Source organism: Endozoicomonas sp. SESOKO2, from assembly GCF_024606245.1.
GTDB lineage: Bacteria > Pseudomonadota > Gammaproteobacteria > Pseudomonadales > Endozoicomonadaceae > Endozoicomonas_A.
In genome coordinates this window covers 1-14,635 of sequence record NZ_JAHHPQ010000665.1, presented here as the reverse complement: position 1 = coordinate 14,635, position 14,635 = coordinate 1, and the positions used below count along the sequence as shown (strand labels likewise).

At 46.7% G+C, this 14,635-nt stretch carries 17 protein-coding genes, 1 tRNA gene and 1 pseudogene; 8 read left to right on the top strand and 11 right to left on the bottom strand.

Annotated elements, in window-relative coordinates:
• Positions 1-523 (top strand): hypothetical protein (locus tag KDK17_RS16370; RefSeq protein WP_257288547.1); only part of this gene is annotated, 523 nt, incomplete at its 5' end.
• Positions 524-699: 176 nt separating this feature from the next.
• On the opposite strand, the gene KDK17_RS16365 is transcribed toward KDK17_RS16370, so the two are convergent.
• Positions 700-1,152 carry a hypothetical protein gene (locus KDK17_RS16365; protein WP_257288546.1) on the bottom strand — a complete coding sequence of 151 codons (453 nt, stop codon included), beginning with the start codon at positions 1,150-1,152 and terminating at the stop codon, positions 700-702.
• A 74-nt stretch (positions 1,153-1,226) separates the two neighbouring features.
• Here KDK17_RS16365 and KDK17_RS16360 point away from each other — a divergent pair, with 74 nt between their 5' ends.
• Together KDK17_RS16360 and KDK17_RS16355 are read left to right on the top strand one after the other, a co-directional pair.
• Positions 1,227-1,658 carry a secondary thiamine-phosphate synthase enzyme YjbQ gene (locus tag KDK17_RS16360; RefSeq protein WP_257276384.1) on the top strand — a complete coding sequence of 144 codons (432 nt, stop codon included), beginning with the start codon at positions 1,227-1,229 and terminating at the stop codon, positions 1,656-1,658.
• Between the two features lie 166 nt (positions 1,659-1,824).
• On the top strand, positions 1,825-2,070 hold the full coding sequence (locus KDK17_RS16355) for a hypothetical protein (protein WP_257276385.1): 246 nt from the start codon (positions 1,825-1,827) through the stop codon (positions 2,068-2,070).
• 46 nt (positions 2,071-2,116) lie between these two features.
• Here the strand turns inward: KDK17_RS16355 and selD are convergent, their stop codons facing one another.
• The 5 genes from selD to KDK17_RS16330 form a co-directional block, all read right to left on the bottom strand.
• Positions 2,117-3,169, bottom strand: coding sequence for a selenide, water dikinase SelD (selD, locus tag KDK17_RS16350; RefSeq protein WP_257288545.1), 1,053 nt, complete (start codon positions 3,167-3,169; stop codon positions 2,117-2,119).
• Positions 3,170-3,494: 325 nt separating this feature from the next.
• Positions 3,495-3,821 (bottom strand): hypothetical protein, encoded by a 327-nt coding sequence (locus KDK17_RS16345; protein WP_257276387.1) that lies wholly within the window; start codon positions 3,819-3,821, stop codon positions 3,495-3,497.
• 216 nt (positions 3,822-4,037) lie between these two features.
• The gene (locus tag KDK17_RS16340; protein WP_257276388.1) at positions 4,038-4,523 is read right to left on the bottom strand and encodes a hypothetical protein; all 486 of its coding nucleotides are present in this window, start codon (positions 4,521-4,523) and stop codon (positions 4,038-4,040) included.
• A gap of 210 nt (positions 4,524-4,733) precedes the next feature.
• Positions 4,734-5,258: a DUF2878 domain-containing protein gene (locus KDK17_RS16335; RefSeq protein WP_257276389.1), complete on the bottom strand. Its 525-nt coding sequence runs from the start codon at positions 5,256-5,258 to the stop codon at positions 4,734-4,736.
• A gap of 24 nt (positions 5,259-5,282) precedes the next feature.
• Complete coding sequence (locus tag KDK17_RS16330) at positions 5,283-6,680, bottom strand: PLP-dependent aminotransferase family protein (protein ID WP_257276390.1); 1,398 nt, start codon at positions 6,678-6,680, stop codon at positions 5,283-5,285.
• A gap of 281 nt (positions 6,681-6,961) precedes the next feature.
• Between KDK17_RS16330 and KDK17_RS16325 the strand changes: the two genes are divergently transcribed.
• From KDK17_RS16325 to KDK17_RS16315, 3 genes are read left to right on the top strand one after another with little or no spacing between them, the layout of a single operon-like run.
• Positions 6,962-7,768: a PhzF family phenazine biosynthesis protein gene (locus KDK17_RS16325; RefSeq protein ID WP_257288544.1), complete on the top strand. Its 807-nt coding sequence runs from the start codon at positions 6,962-6,964 to the stop codon at positions 7,766-7,768.
• The gene (locus KDK17_RS16320; RefSeq protein WP_257288543.1) at positions 7,765-8,385 is read left to right on the top strand and encodes a LysE family translocator; all 621 of its coding nucleotides are present in this window, start codon (positions 7,765-7,767) and stop codon (positions 8,383-8,385) included. Before KDK17_RS16325 ends, KDK17_RS16320 begins: the two co-directional genes overlap by 4 nt.
• Positions 8,386-8,395: 10 nt before the next feature.
• Positions 8,396-9,334, top strand: coding sequence for a universal stress protein (locus KDK17_RS16315; RefSeq protein ID WP_257276393.1), 939 nt, complete (start codon positions 8,396-8,398; stop codon positions 9,332-9,334).
• Between the two features lie 22 nt (positions 9,335-9,356).
• Here KDK17_RS16315 and KDK17_RS16310 read toward each other — a convergent pair whose 3' ends face one another.
• The 3 genes and pseudogenes from KDK17_RS16310 to KDK17_RS19660 form a co-directional block, all read right to left on the bottom strand.
• Positions 9,357-9,806 carry a c-type cytochrome gene (locus tag KDK17_RS16310; RefSeq protein ID WP_257280910.1) on the bottom strand — a complete coding sequence of 150 codons (450 nt, stop codon included), beginning with the start codon at positions 9,804-9,806 and terminating at the stop codon, positions 9,357-9,359.
• Positions 9,807-10,301: 495 nt separating this feature from the next.
• Positions 10,302-10,544 carry a hypothetical protein gene (locus KDK17_RS16300; protein WP_257280909.1) on the bottom strand — a complete coding sequence of 81 codons (243 nt, stop codon included), beginning with the start codon at positions 10,542-10,544 and terminating at the stop codon, positions 10,302-10,304.
• Positions 10,545-10,661: 117 nt separating this feature from the next.
• Positions 10,662-10,847: pseudogene (locus KDK17_RS19660) on the bottom strand (RING finger domain-containing protein); the annotation flags it as partial.
• Positions 10,848-11,327: 480 nt separating this feature from the next.
• Here KDK17_RS19660 and KDK17_RS16295 point away from each other — a divergent pair.
• Positions 11,328-11,402: transfer RNA gene (locus tag KDK17_RS16295), tRNA-Arg, on the top strand.
• 783 nt (positions 11,403-12,185) lie between these two features.
• Here the strand turns inward: KDK17_RS16295 and KDK17_RS16290 are convergent.
• Positions 12,186-13,841: a VRR-NUC domain-containing protein gene (locus KDK17_RS16290; RefSeq protein ID WP_257288542.1), complete on the bottom strand. Its 1,656-nt coding sequence runs from the start codon at positions 13,839-13,841 to the stop codon at positions 12,186-12,188.
• A gap of 45 nt (positions 13,842-13,886) precedes the next feature.
• Between KDK17_RS16290 and KDK17_RS16285 the strand changes: the two genes are divergently transcribed.
• On the top strand, positions 13,887-14,171 hold the full coding sequence (locus KDK17_RS16285; protein ID WP_257274857.1) for a hypothetical protein: 285 nt from the start codon (positions 13,887-13,889) through the stop codon (positions 14,169-14,171).
• Between the two features lie 26 nt (positions 14,172-14,197).
• Here the strand turns inward: KDK17_RS16285 and KDK17_RS16280 are convergent.
• A partial coding sequence (locus KDK17_RS16280; protein WP_257288541.1) for a threonine/serine exporter family protein occupies positions 14,198-14,635 on the bottom strand: 438 nt, incomplete at its 5' end.

The following is a 14,635-nucleotide window of genomic DNA, read 5'->3' as shown; positions in this document are numbered from 1 at the left end:
GCTTTCTATTCGCCGGTTCGCCACTGACAATGGACAGATGGATGGCGCTTTTATTCTTGACGATACAGTTTGTTTTTCTTCAGGCACATCGGATAGGTTTTTAACTGTTAGACTGGTGACTGCGAAAAATTCTTTGCACACCATTATTTACAACAGTAATGGGCAATTGTCTGTCGTTACTTATGAAAACCAGGTCAATGTCCATCGTGTTGACACCGCATTCAAGGCTCCGGCACGTAGGTCAATGCGCCCGGTCTTTGTGGGCAATAAAGCCTATCTGGCAGTTGCAGACGCTGATGTTGAGAAGGGTGTCCGGCATGTGCGGATGCAAGTGATTTCTCTGGGTCTTGACAAACTGCCGCCTGTATTGAGTCCAAAATTTCCAGACTGGTGTATTGGGCTTATTACCGCGGGTGTTGTGGTCTTGGTTGCCGTGGTTTCAGCTATCGTAGCCGTTAAGAAGTTCAAGAGGAAACTACCCGTTCCATTAGGTGATGCCGCGGATGGGTATCAAGAGTTATGATCATTTCTGCTACGACATAAAAAATTGGCATAGCCTGTTGGTAGCAGTCTTCGTGAGTGGCTTCATTTATCACTTATAAGGCTTCTGGAAATGGGGCAGTGGATTTCTGAATGAAGCTAACTTCCGGAGCTTCGCAGGTTCCTGGAGCGAGATGGGACGTCTTCATAGCTTTCAGGTTAAAGGCTATTGCCAGACTCTTGATCATTACATGAATGGCTGGTGTAGAATCGGGCAGCCATTGGCAGGCTTAGCCGAAAGGCTTCATCTTCGAAGCTTCTGTCCAGATAATGTTTTTCGAACTCCTTGTTTTCGATAGAGCCTTCTTCCAGCTGCCGGACATGGACCAGTTCGTGAGCCATGGTGACTCTTATTTCGCTGGGTTCCAGACCTTCTGCCAGGGCTATAAGGTACTTTTTCGGCCCGAGTTGTTGGGTAAAACCCTTTATCTCAGGCGTATCCATTTTTTGAGTCAGATGAATAATAATGACATCACTGACGCCCAGCTCCTCCATGTAAAAAGTCTGCATGTCGAGAAAATCACAACCAAACTTATTCAAATCGTTGGCGTAGGACGATGTGGCCAGAAAAGAGAGAAACAGTAAAAGATTGAGCCAATATCTCTGAATCATTAAGCAGGCCCGTTAAGCTGAGTAAAAGGCTTCAATGGCTCAATGCAGTTCGGCAAGACAGGAGAAGACTTTATATGGCCTGGTATCAGAAATTGATTCTACTATCGGAAAAAGACAGGGGCTTTCATCTTATAACTGATGAGTTAGAGTCAAAGCTTCCCGAGCTTTCGAAGTATCAGATGGGTTTGGCTCATATCTTTATTCAGCATACGTCCGCATCCCTCACTCTGAATGAGAATACAGATCCGGATGTTCGTCACGATATGGAAATGTTTTCCCTTCAAGCTATTCCGGATGATGCCGACTACTATCGCCATGTTCTTGGCGGGGCTGATGATATGCCGGCCCATATAAAGTCGAGCCTGTGGGGCGCTGGTGTCATGGTGCCCATCACTGAGGGCCGATTCAATCTGGGAACCCGGCAGGGGCTCTGGTTGGGAGAGCACAAAGAGCGCGGTGGAAAACGTCTATTGATTGTGACTTTACAAGGTAATCTATATAGGTAATTATAAATTCATTGATTTTTTTAATAGCAGTATATTGACGGAGGACTCAGACCGACTGGCGTTTTAACAACGCTGGACTATAACTTAAAAAAATCGGAACTAAAGTCTAAAAATATGGGTTGGAGCACAGATTGCTCCATTGACCAGTATCCAAGAGGAAATAGCTATGGCACGGAAAACGCCGAAAAAAGCTGCTGCTGGTTTTGACGGGGTTGATATCAGTTTTCTGGGGAGTCGAGACGAACCCGCTGATCAGCGCACAGTAGAGTCCCGGAAAAAACTCAGAGAGAGTCTCAACGCTCAGGTAGAGGCCTTTCTTGAATCCGGTGGTGAGATAGAAGAAGTCCCATCAAACGTTACCGCTGATCCGCCCAAAAAGCCTTCGAGCGAATACGGTAACCGTACAATCTAACCCAATTTTAAAGCCCGACACTTCCGTCGGGCTTTTTTTGGGCCGCTTAAATCTGAATCCTCACCAAAGGGCCTTGTGCATACTTTTCCAGCTCACCAATAGGCTCTAGTGAAAGGCCATACTGGCGGGTAAGGGTCAGAAACGCTTTTTCACTCTCTCTATCAACAGCTACCAGTAAGCCACCACTGGTCTGTGGGTCGCACAGGAGCTGTTTTTGCTCTTTTGTGACCGCCCCGGCCTTATGTCCATAACTGTCAAAATTGCGTAAAGTGCCCCCCGGAATGCAGTCTTGAAGTTGGTATTCACTGACGTGTGGGAGCAGTGGCAGACTGTTCATTTTGATAGTGGCCGCTACTTTGCTGCCTTCACAGACTTCAATCAGGTGACCCAGCAGGCCAAATCCTGTGACATCAGTTATGGCACTGATACCCGGTAATTGCGCCAGTTCTGCGCCAATCTTGTTAAGAGTACACATGGCGTCACGAGCCAGGTGGCGGTGTTCATCCTTGAGCAGCTTTTTCTTCTGAGCTGTAGTCAGAATGCCCACACCAAGAGGTTTGGTGAGGTAAAGCCTGCTCCCTGCCCGGGCCTGGTCATTGCGCTTGAGCTGCTCCAGCGGTACCTTGCCGGTGACCGCCAGTCCGAAAATGGGTTCGGGAGCATCAATGCTGTGTCCACCTGCCAGAGGAATGCGGGCATCTGCGCAGGCTTGGCGACCCCCATCTACAACTTTTGCGGCAATTTCAGGGGGCAGAATTTTCACTGGCCAGCCCAGTATGGCAATAGCCATCATCGGCGTACCTCCCATGGCATAGATATCACTGATCGCATTGGTGGCAGCAATTCGGCCAAAATCGAAGGGATCATCAACAATAGGCATGAAAAAGTCGGTGGTGCTGATCACTCCCTCACCATTTCCCATATCAAAAACAGCAGCATCATCCTTACTGGAATTGCCGACAATCAGCCCCGGGAAGTCGGGCAACTGAAGGTTGGTTTTCAGAATGCCGTCAAGAATCTGAGGCGATATCTTGCAGCCGCAACCTGCGCCACTGCTGTATTCAGTCAGCTTGATGTTGTTGATGTCTATAGAACTCATTGGGGTGCTCAAGAAAGATAAGCGAAAAAATTGCGCACTTTAGCACTAACAGAAGTAGAAGTAATTAGGGAATAATGGGGGTTCGGGGAGTTTAATGTCAGGCAACGGGTCACCAGGTTGATGTTGCTGCCATTGTTGACATTTTTAAATGCACTGGGTTGTCTGTGCGGTGCAGAAAGTTTTTTAGGAAAGTGATGTTTCAACCATCGTTTTGACTAATAAGGGTATGATCTTTTATTCGATTATATTGACATTGCTACTTTCTTTTTAGGGGAGGGAGGTAAAAGTCCCTTTTAGTTAATGCAGTAGATTTTATATGTTTTTGTTAATGGGTGGTTGGCATTACCGGCAGGATTTTGTTAATTCCATCGGGTTCAATATATCGAATGGATGAGTCTTGCTTAATAAGGGTTTCAGGATCCAACAGTGCATCGGACAGAAAAATAATTCCGCAGGAACCGAAGGGGCGCAACAGTGACAGCGTTGTCTCTGAAGAGAGGCCATTCAACTTTTCAATAAGACGTTGTGCATCGCAGCTGTTAACAAGGCCAGTGTCAAATACAGCAACCCAGCGATGAGTAAATTGACCGAATTCTGCGTATGAGAAGAACGACAGTGAAGCAGTGAAGAAAAACAGGAGTAGACGATGCATATTGTTCCTTCAAAAGTGTTAGATGGCAGGAAAAACTAAAGTACTAACCCCGCGTTTTCCAGACTAAGAAAGCCCTGTCTGTTTCTATTAAGTACTAGCAAATATTGTATACATAGCCGGAAATAAAAAGAAAGGAGCCTTTGGTTACGAATAACTCAAATCAGGCTCCGGTTCTCATTAGTAATACTGCATGTGTCACGTTAATGAAACAATCCTTCAGTCGTCAAGCTCAGAGGAAATCAGTTGTTTATAGGCAAAGACAATTTTGATGGAAGGTCTTTTCAGAATCTTTTGAATCCAGAAGCTGAACCACTGTTGTGCGTTCATACCCTCTTCATCACAGTCGAACACCATCGGCAGGTATTCAATCGGGTGGGCTGTATTTTCGTCATCAATGACTGAGAAAAGCAAACCAGGTGGGTTGGCTATACCGTCATTGCTTAACCAGGGCTGGCAGAAAAAGCTCATTTCAAGGTCTATCGACCAGAGCTTAAAGCTCTTACTGACGATCAGTTTGAAACGAGCCTTGTTTTTGGCTTTACCCTGGCTGGGTATATATTCAAGAGGCTCTGCACGAGCCGGCATTTTACGAACATTCAGGCCCTCTATGGGTTGAGTGCCGGACTCATACCAGCACCTGATATCAGTTGCCTTTTGATTCAGGAAGTCACTGGCGTTAACAGGGGATGCTGAGACGGTCATAAAATACGTTCCTTTATTATTGTGCGCGCACTAGTAGCACTCATCGCCTGGAAATGCTGTCAGGCTACACAGAAATGACGTTATCTTGCAATATTTTATGTAAGGAAAGTGATGCTTTTATGTAAGTGTATTTTATACTGGGCTCCTTTCGGAGCTGTTTTTGTCGAAGAAATCCAGTGGCGGTGATTTTTCTGCCTCAGCAATGAGCGATCATTCGGTAGTCTGTCGTTCATATTTTTCTAGCCAGATATCAGAAAATGTCAGAATAATATTAATAACTAGTGTTGCGAATATTGAAAGAATAGCCACTGCCTGCCATGTTGGCAGATGGGAGGTAACATAGGTGAACTGTAACAACAGGAAGTAATGTACTGCGGTCAAAATAATAACAAACAAGTTACCAGTCAGTCTGTTTTTACCAAGCCAATTGAGACTATGACGAATGGTCAACCCTAGCATTAGCCAGATACAAGCCAGCCATGAAGGAAGAATTCGACTCTCACCGGAAAACTGAAGAACACTTATATTGCTCATCACACTATCCAGGGCGCTACCCAGAATCAGGGTGATAACCAGAATCTCCCGCTCTTTTTTCCAGTAACCGGAGGTGGAGAAATGGATCATTAGAATGACTACCGTCGCGGCGACAGCCCAGCTTGACTGGGTCGTCATGCAGATCAGCCAGCCTGCTAAAGCCAGGACACCGTTAAACCAGGAAGTGTTCAATTGTTTCATCTAAAAAACCATTCAATAGGCTATTTAAAAGACAATGGGTCTTAAAACAGGGTTGGGTTCAGAGGCCAGCATTGCGCTGATAGTTTCCAGACCTCTTCTGAGTTGATCTCTTGATGATGGACTGCTGATGCAGATTCTGACGGCCTGAGGTGCAGCCGAGCTGCCAACCGCAAACACTTCAGAGTGCAGCACTTTAACATTTTTACTTTCCAGCTGTTGGACAAATGTTTCTGCCCGCCAGGGTTCCGGCAGCTTGAGCCAGGCATAAAAACTGTAAGGCTGTGACTGGATATCCAGATGCCCGATAGTTTCTTCCAAAATGTGCTGCCGGTACAGAATTTCTTCCCGCTGCCAGACTGTCAGTTGCCGGGCTTCTCCGGAGTCAATCCATTCTGTTACTACTTCTGACATCAGCGGGGGAGTGCTCCAGCAGTTGTTTTGCATGGCGATCCTGATTTTCTGGTTAAGGTCTTCCGGGCTGCAAATAAAACCGACTCTCAGCCCTCCTGCCAGAGATTTGGAAAAGCTCGTAGTATAAACCACCCGTTCCGGGGCAAGACTGTAGAGAGATGGTAACCGCTCTTCAGGCGGAATAAACTGCACATCGTCTTCCAGAATCACAAGATTATGCACAGCAGCAACGTCCAGAATTTCCTGACGTCTGGCCAGTGGCATCAAAGTGGCCGTTGGGTTCTGAAGGTTTGGCATCAGATAAAGAAGGCGCGGTTTGAATTGATGGCAACATTGGTCCAGCGACTGAGGCGTCAGACCATGCTGGTCCATGGCCAACCCGATATGGCGAAGCTGCCACTGTCTGGCAGCATTAATAAATCCGCGGTAGGTCAAATGTTCTGATGCGATAACATCTCCGGGCCTCAGCAGTCCCTGGAGAGTGAGCATATTGGCGTTCTGTCCACCGGATGTTATCAGAATGTTGTCTGATTCCGCTTCCATACCGTGATAGCGCATCCAGCGCACCATGGTTTCACGATGCCGGGAGATGCCCGTTTCCGGGTGGTAGTCCAGTAAAGATGAAAGTTGTTGCCATTTTTCGGCCACTGAACTCAGGCTATTGGCCAGAATCTGCTCTCGGCTGGCCGGGACAGGCAAACTGAGGCTGAGGTCGATCAGGTCGGATGGCCGGGGCTGCGGAATTGAGAAGTCTCTTTTATTCCAGACCTTACCAAGAACAAAAGTACCGCTTCCCACTCTTGCGGTAACAAGCCGTCGTCGTTCAGCTTCAGCGTAGCCACGTGTAATTGTCCCGACGGTGACGCCCAGTTGGTCAGACAGAGAGCGATGTGTGGGCAGTCGATCGCCACTATTCAGCTCTCCCCCTGTTATGGCCTCTTCTATGGCGTCAGCCAAAGCTTTGTATTTGGGTCCGGAAAATCGATCCAGATTTGGTTGCCAGTCGATCATAGATTTAGTTTTTTTGCATGATTGTCATGGTGACAATAAAAGAGTTGATCGATTCTAAGCACCCTCTACACTGCAATCAAATGGAAAAGTAAAATAAAAATAAAATTGTATGGTGACAATTTATGCGTGAATCATTGGAACTTTCAGCTATGCAGAAGCAAGCATACGACAATAATCGTTTAAAAAGGGTTGGTCAGGGTCGCCAACGTTGAAAGCAAAGGCAAGCAAAACAAGAGAGTGTAAATCGCTTTTCACCAGGCAACATAAGAAAGGAATGAACAATGAAAGTGCTTCCCATCTATCAGGTCGATGCTTTTACCAGTGAACTGTTCCGAGGTAATCCAGCTGCTATCTGCCCGGTCGAAGAGATGCTGTCTGATGAACTGATGCAAAGCATAGCTCTGGAAAATAACCTTTCAGAAACAGCCTTTATTGTTGGCGCGGATGGACGTTATTACATTCGCTGGTTCACACCGGGTGCAGAGGTCAGTCTGTGTGGGCATGCGACACTGGCAGCCAGTTATGTGATCCGACATGAGCTGGGAGATCAATCAGAAGAGTTATCTTTTGATAGTTTATCCGGCCTTTTAAACGTCAGATTCAAAGAAGACCTGATTGAACTGGATTTTCCGGCGGCTTCCTTTGCTCATGAGCCCATTCCAGAAGAAGTTGCAAAACAGCTTCCCTTTGAAGCGTTGGATTCCGGATTCAATAAAGATGATCTGTTAATTGTTGCTCCCAATGAAGAAACAGTAGCCAGTCTGAACCTGGACTTCACCGGCCTGAAGAACAGCAGGGTGCGCGGTGTGGTTATTTCTGCTCGTTCGGAAAGAGTGGGTGTGGATTTCGTCTCCCGCTGGTTTGGCGGACCTGAGGTCGCCATAAAAGAAGATCCGGTCACTGGATCAGCTCATACTATGCTAACTCCTTACTGGTCTGAACTATTGGGCAAAAGAACACTCAAAGCTGAACAAATTTCCCCGAGAACAGGGCAACTGGAGTGTGAATGGTGTGAGGACAGGGTTTTGCTGCGTGGTCGCGCTGTACTCTACCTGAAAGGCCTGATAACCGTAACAGGAGGCTTATGATGAGTGGTGAGTTAAGTGTTGTTTTGTGGCCCCTGCTGGCTTTTGCTTTTTCCAGTACGATTACCCCGGGACCCAATAATGTCATGATCATGACCTCAGGTATGAATTATGGTACCCGGCAGAGCATCCCTCACTTTTTAGGCATCTGTCTGGGCTTTCCTTTGATGGTGCTGTTTGTGGGGTTGGGGCTGGGGGCGGTGTTTGATCTTTTTCCGGTTCTGCACGATATCATCAAGGTTCTGGGTGTCGCTTATCTTCTGTACCTTGCCTGGCTCATTGCAAAGTCTTCACCTGTCGATCTCAATGGCGGCAGATCCAGACCACTGACTTTTATACAGTCAGCCCTGTTTCAATGGGTAAACCCGAAAGCATGGATTATGGCGACAGGTGCCGTGGCTGCTTATACAACGGTGTCCGGAGATGTGTTTCTGCAAGTGCTTGTCATTGCGCTGGCCTTTCTGGTCGCTGCGGTTCCCTGTGTAGGTGTATGGTTATTCTTCGGTGTTCGTCTGAATAAGATGTTGCAACAGTCGTCTTATCAAAGGGCGTTTAACATCGCTATGGCGCTTTTACTGGTGCTGTCTATTATTCCGGTTATTGGTGAGATGATCTTATGAGGGGTTGACAATGCATGCCTTCAAGACCGTTATGGTTGCCATCACCGGAAGCCATACCAGCGAACTCGAGTTAAGACAGGCCTTCAGGCTGGTAGCTGACAATAACGCCAGACTGATCATGGCCTTTTTTGATCAAAGCCTGGAAGTCATGCGCAAGCTTCAGTTTATCCCTCTGGAAGGCAAGCTTGAGGCCGTTATGAAAAAACAGCTGGAGCTGGATGCCGAAAAGCTCAGGCAGCTGGCATGGGAAGAAGGCATTGATGCTGAAGTTCATATTGTCGCTGGCAAGCCCAGACAGCTCATCGCGGGTTTGATTGAAGAGTTCGGTGTGGATTTGGTCATCAAACTCGCGGATCCTAGCGGGGCACTGGTTCGTAATCAGTTAACGGGTAATGATCTCGCATTGCTGAGAAAATGTCCGGTTCCCGTATTGATGATGGCCTGCAGGGATCAGTTACCTGATTTCACTGGTAGAATTCTGGTAGCGGTCGATGTTGGTGATCCGGACAGTGATGCATTGGCCCTCAATAGAAGTCTGCTCCTCCATGGCCATTACCTCAGCAGTCAGGAAGATGCGGAGCTGCATATAGTGTCGGTCTGGAATCTACCATTGAACCAACCTGCATTAAGGATGTTGGGTGACGAAGAGGTCTATGATCTTCAGGAGAGTACCCATCAGCGCTACCAGCAGAGACTGGATAAAACACTGCTGGACGCGGGCATTGATCCTGACTCTGACAAGGTAAAAGTACATCTCTTGAAAGGCAGCGCTGCCAGAGAAATACAGAATTTAGCCAATGAAATTAATGTGGATCTGATCGTAATGGGAACTCTGAGCCGTCATGCCCGGGGAATGCTGATGGGGAATACGGCTGAGAATATTCTGAACAATATCTACTGTTCAATTCTGGCAGTGAAGCCGGAGGGTTTCGTCAGTCCACTGGCCTGAAGGCCTGTGGACTGAAAGCCTGTCAGGGCTTGAGGCCACTCATATATTCGATAGCGTGGCTGATCTCTTCGTCGGAGCAATCCATGCAGGTTCCCTTTGGAGGCATGCTGCCGACACCCTTGATGGCGCTAGCCAGTAGTTTATTGAAATCACCCGCTGCAGACAGTTTGGTTTCCCAGGTAGCCTTGTCACCTTTTTTCGGAGCGCCAAGCAGACCGGAAGTATGACAGGCTGTACAGAACTGATTGAAGATCTGCTCACCGGAACGAGGACCACTGCTGGTGCTGGCAGAAGCGCCCACATTGGCAGCGCACTCTTCACCTTGTTGACACACTGAGCCAACAGGTGCAATTCGCTCGGCTACTTCTTTACGGGAAATTTCATCCAGTTCAGCAGGCTTGGCGAACGCCAGAATAGAAAACAGGCCACCGACCAAGGCCATTAACGTACGTACTTGAGTTACCCGAGACACTCACTTATCCCCTATATCGACAAAGGTCTGCGGCACCATGTAATTAGCCAGCGGCTACGGCAGACATCTCAACGCTTATGCTGTTTATGGTTACATCTTGTGGACCTGAATAAACCATTGCGATGATTTTATTGATTGTGTGCTCAGGGCACCGCCAGTAACCGAATTCTTTTTAAGCAACGCGGATTATAGAACAAAACGTTTGTTATATCAGCTAATTGTTTAACTAATTGATTTTATTGTATATTTTATATAAATATAAACATTGGTACTTAGAGTCGTTCGATACAGCTGGGTAAACGAACACCTCTTTGAGTCTCTGGAAGAGGTTCGGGAGTATGCAACCGAATGGCTCCTGGTTTTACAACAGAATAAAACGTTCAAATGCTGGTTGACTTTGAGCAGCATGAAACGACGGAGTCGGCCATTATAAAGTTAAAGATAAGTTACTATTGCTATAACACTTACAGAACATGCACTCAATAAAACCAGCTGTCATTGCGTCTCTGTCTCTGGCTCGTTTAGAAAATTCACGAGCTCTTCAAGACCTTTTTCATATTTCGATTTATCGGCTTCGCTTAACTCTGATAAACGCTGAAAAAACAAAGTAGATAATGTTTCGTATAATTCTCTGCCAGTATCGTCTCTTGCTGGGAAATCTTTTTGTGATTCTACGAATGGAGCAGCATAAACCAGTAATTTTGGACTTGCCGGCCCTTTTTGTAGTACAGCAATCATTGATGCCTGAGACTCTGGTCTGGTAAGTGCCTGTGACATAGGTTCTTGCTCAAAACAAATTCTATGATCTGCTGAACTTGCACCACGATGTACTCGGGATCGTTGCCTACAAACCGGGCATAATAGATCATGATGATGTGATCGTAATGTCTCTATGCAATCCTCATGAAAATCATGTCCGCAGCAAAGGCTGGTACTTTGCTGACCACTGTCAATTTCATGTAGACAAATTGGACACACGTCCGCGTAGCCTATGCTGATTGTTAAACTTAAGTTGAAAACTAAAGAAAGAAACAAGCGCATAAACGGCTACACCATTTTAATTTTAATCAAGAGAACAAGCATTACAAAAAACTCCAAAGGAATGCATCAACTTCGGAGTCCCTGACTTTGTTATTAAATGATGCTTTCAGATTTACGCATTATGTATAGAGGCCAGTGTCATGTTTGTCCAGATCAGATTTCATATTATCCTCAATTCGCGTAAGACACCCTCTTCAGGTGGGGAAAGATGTCAATTGGCTATATGGAAGCGCCACGCTTTCTTTGCAAACTCTTGCCACGGGAAAGGTTATTTGTTGACGAATCTGCCAAAAGCTGTTCAGCTTTAGATACCAGTGACTAAAACCCTGTTTGCGGCAAAAAGCCATAGACAGACAGGAAGCTGATCAGTAATATTGGCCTCCGCTGAAAGCACTGTAGTAAAGTGGTTTCAAGCAGCCGCAGCTCAGCTGGATAAGAACTCTAACCGCATTCAGCCCTGTCGAAGCTGCGTTAGTTAATGCTCTCGTGGTGTAACGGATAACACGCGGCCCTCCGGAGGCTGAGATTGGGGTTCGATTCCCTACGAGAGCGCCATTTCATTGATTGGCCATGGTTACACCGAATAGCGATCCTTTCAGGGCTCAGTCAACTCCGCCACTTCACATATCAAAGACTACAGACAAGATTATCCGGCTGACCTTGTAGTGCCTGCTGCTCCGTGGTTATGACAGAGAGAAATATTCATTTTTTTCTAACAAAAAACTGAGGAACTTTTTTATTGTACTTAAGTCCAATTAAATAATCACGAAACAAAATATTAAAGGAGGTAGGTTATGCAGGCAGCAGGAAGTGCAACCGTAGTAGAATGCATTTGCCCAGACCCAACGTCGCAAAGTGCCAGAAAACACGCGATTTGTGGTGGAGTTTTTACAGGCTTAGGAGCTGCGCTTGGTGGATTTTCAGGGAATTTGATTGCTCTCGCAACAACTAATACTTACACAGGATTGATTGCCGGTTTTCCTACTGGTTCTTGTGTTGGTTGCCTGGCTTACACCGCTTACAATGCATATCAGAACGATGGCTGCAGTATCCGTTGCCGTCGTATAACTGAGGCAAGTGTTGCCTGTCAGAGGCATTTGCCAGTTACGAACCAGCCCGTAAGTGCCCCCGTGCTTGAGGATTTACCAGGGGCTGATGAAAATTCCGGTAGCTGTAATTATTCGCCCATTATTTCAATGCAACCGCCACCCTATCGAGAAATAGACACGCTAACTGCACCTGCAGACCCTCCACCGCCTTATCGAAGGAATAATCCAGAGTCGGATGGGCAAGAGGAAACTTTTGTATGAAATTTAGTCTGAAAAAGCATCTAAAGCATTAACCCTGATTCACATGCTTTGGGTGTTCCCTGACCCTTTTAAGCCAATCCACATAAATCACTTCAGCCGGCATATCGCGTTCAGCAAAAAAGGCAAGCCAGCGCTTCTGGTTTTCCTGAAGCCGGTCGCCAGGGCCTTTTACTTCCACCCATCGGTATTCCTGAGATTCTGGCTTGAACAGAATCAGGTCAGGGAAGCCAGTACGATTATGGGCAAAGTCGAAAACCAGCTTTTCCAGCATCGCTTTCAGGTGAGTCCAGGGAATCAGATCGCAGGCGAGAGTGATTAACTTTTCTGACAGTCGAGGCCAATAGACTAACCGGTTGGCGATGCCCTGCTTTTGTTCGTAAATTGTCAGAGCCTCCCGGGTCACATTGGACGCTTCCAGTTGTCTGAATCTGTTTTCAAACAAGGCTTGTCGTTTACGATAAAAGTCGGGGGTCGATAAGTCAGCAGGCGCACTTTGGAAAGGGTGGAAAAAGGCGTCTGGAATATCGGCAAACAGAATGTCCCAGAACAGCAGACCCGCTAATCCACAGATCAGTGTGTTTTCTACATAGAACGTTTCCCAGCCTTTATTCTGGAAGTGTTTTTGAACCTGAAGTTCAACCCTTTCACTGTTGTCCGAAAGGGAAAGGTGTTTTTCAGAAAACCGGGGTTGTTTTCGTGAGGCTCTGTCGCCCTTTAATTTTCTGATAAATCGTTTGGCAAACTCCAGCTCCATATCGCTGGCAGGGTTGTTCACAATAGTTGTGCAAATAGCTTTGCTGGCTTCTATCTCTCCAAGTTTGTGGCGGATGCGAGCCATTCTTTCGGTGGCTGGAGGCAGGTTTGATTGTGCAAACAGCCTCAGAGCTTCATCAAACTGCTCTGTTCGCTCCAAGGCTCTGGCGATTCGGTTGACCAGGCGACTGAACCGTCTTTTTAGAATGGGGCTGGCAGGTTGATCGGGTAGTTCATGTTGTAAATAGCAGAGGGCTTTAGAGTCTTTTTCAAACTCTGCCTCGTAAGCGAGAATGCCTAATTGTGATAGTTTTAAAGCGTCGTTCAATTCTGATCGGGTTTTGAAAAGTCGACTGTTTTTTTCCAAAGAATAATTTTCAAACTTATTGAGCCCCAGGTCCTGCAGCACAAATTCAGTCAAATCCTGATGGAGATTGCCAAAAAAAAGGAACTGTAGATTCTTAACTTGTTCTGCGAAAAGAGGCTCATAGATATCAAAAGGCAGAGTGGGTGACTGAGAGACTTCGGTCACAATCCGTTCAACGAGATCAGGTCTTTTCAGCTTTGAGGAAATGTCACTGACTGAGCTGAACCACTTTAAAAGCTCCGCTTTGGTGCCAAGCTTCACCATTTCTGAGACGTCAGTATCAGTATTGATGGCCATTAACCCCAGTTTCTCAAGTTCACGGGCCGCCGGGGTTATGTCCAATATCTCCGGATATTTCAATGTGTCTGAACGAAACAAAGGTCCCTTTCTGCAAATCAGACGGACGTAGAGACGCCGGGCAGGTTCAGAGGCATTACGGAAGTGGTTGATAAAAGTGCTCTCATCATCCACCAAAAGGTCTTCATATTGATAAGTAACGAAATCCAGCAGCGACTGAAAGTTGATCAAATAATAGTCTTCCCGTATCTCAATCACTTCAGTCATCGCCAAGCTGCCAATCAATGGGTTAAAACGCTAAGATTAACTAATTTGTTCGTTTGGAAAACCGTTATGAGTGATGATGATCTGGTCACCGAGGCCCATTTGCTGGAAATCGTTGAAAATCAGGTGACTGAGAATAACCCCACAAGAGTCAAGGAGACGCTACTCAGGCTGACTATGACGGGTATGGAGAGACAGGAAGCCATGGACTACATCGCCTGCGCGCTCTCTGTTGAAATTATCGATGTCATTCAAAATAATGCATCGTTTAATCTGAGGAGATATGAGCAGAATCTCGACAAACTGCCTGAGACTCCCTGGATGACAGCTTAAGCCGCTGCGCATCTATGAAGGGGGCACTAAACTCTGGGTCGGCGGGATTTCAACAAACGGATGTCTTTGACGCTGCGATTCTTAAAGAGCAGGGATGGAATCGTGACACCGACGGCCAGGGATAAAAGAATAAATATCGTATTCAGCCCATCACTGATGGTCTGCATTAAAAGATCGCTTGAGAACGTGGCGGTCTGACTCATTTCTATGAGCCCCATCATACTTCTGTAGGCGTAGACACCCGGCACCATCGGAATAACGGCAGGTGCCATGAACACAGTTGTGGGCGTGTGCACCCAATGTGCTAACTGAATAGACAGCAGCCCGATGGTGCACGACGCCAGCAGTGTCGATGTCAGCATATCGAGACCAAAATGCAGAGCTATGCCTCTCAGTCCGTATCCCAGGGCGGCCAGAAAAGCCGAAGCCCTGAACTGTCTCTTATACACATCTGACGCTGCCGA